Origin of the sequence: Mesorhizobium sp. M7A.F.Ca.ET.027.03.2.1, assembly GCF_003999175.1 — a bacterium.
Taxonomy (GTDB): Bacteria; Pseudomonadota; Alphaproteobacteria; order Rhizobiales; family Rhizobiaceae; genus Mesorhizobium.
The window spans coordinates 1-1,049 of sequence record NZ_RZOM01001497.1 but is presented as its reverse complement, the minus strand read 5'-3'; the positions used below and the strand labels follow the sequence as shown (position 1 = coordinate 1,049).

The following is a 1,049-nucleotide window of genomic DNA, read 5'->3' as shown; positions in this document are numbered from 1 at the left end:
ACCTCGCGCTCGACAATCGAACCAGCCTGCTTGACGCGCTGCGCGACCATGTCGGCCTGACCGGCACCAAGAAAGGTTGCGATCACGGTCAGTGTGGTGCCTGCACGGTGCTGATCGACGGAAAGCGGGTACTGTCCTGCTTGAGCTTTGCCGTCATGAACCAGGGCCGAGAGATCACAACGGTGGAAGGCCTGGCTTCGGCGGAAGGGGAATTGCATCCGGTCCAGAAGGCCTTCGTCGACCACGATGCCTTCCAATGCGGCTATTGCACACCGGGTCAGATCATGTCCGCCATCGGTTGCATCAACGAAGGCCATGCTGGGTCGGAAGACGATATTCGCGAATATATGAGCGGCAATCTATGTCGCTGCGCGGCCTATCCCAACATCGTTGCCGCGATCGTCCAGGCACGCGACGAGACCAGGAGGGCTTAGGATGCGCCCATTCGTATATGAAAGACCAACCAGCGTCTCCGCGGCAATCGCCATGGCGTCCCGTCCCGATACCGTGCATGTTCCGCCAACCGGTGCCGACACGCAGTTCATCGCCGGCGGCACCAATCTGGCCGACTACATGAAGCTCGGTGTCGCGCGGCCGGAGCGACTGCTCGACCTCAACACTCTTGCCGAGCCGGCCTTGCGGCAGATCAGGATAGACGATGATAAGATCCGGTTTGGTGCGCTGGTCCGTATGGGTGAAGCAGCCGACAACAATGATGTCAGGCGCCGTTGCCCGGTCCTCGCCGACAGCCTGAAATTCGCTGCCAGCGGTCAGCTTCGCAACATGGCGAGCCTGGGCGGCAATGTGCTGCAACGTACGCGCTGCGAGTATTTTCGAGAGATATCTTGGCCGTGCAACAAGCGCGAACCGGGCTCCGGCTGCGCTGCGATGGAAGGGTCCAATCGCCAGCATGCCGTGCTGGGTACGAGCGATGCCTGCATTGCCACGTATCATGGTGATTTTGCGCAGGCGCTGGTTGCGCTGGACGCCACCGTCGATGTCGAAGGTTCGCGGGGAAGGCGCACGCTCACTTTTGCCAAGCTGCATAG

2 protein-coding genes are annotated in these 1,049 nt (G+C 60.9%); both read left to right on the top strand.

Annotation, left to right across the window (positions count from 1 at the left end; genetic code table 11):
* Window positions 1-434, top strand: a 434-nt coding sequence (locus EN750_RS35930) for a (2Fe-2S)-binding protein (protein WP_145968265.1), incomplete at its 5' end; no start/stop codon positions are given.
* Between the two features lies 1 nt (window position 435).
* Window positions 436-1,049: FAD binding domain-containing protein (locus EN750_RS35925; RefSeq protein ID WP_189526731.1), on the top strand; the 614-nt coding region annotated here is incomplete at its 3' end.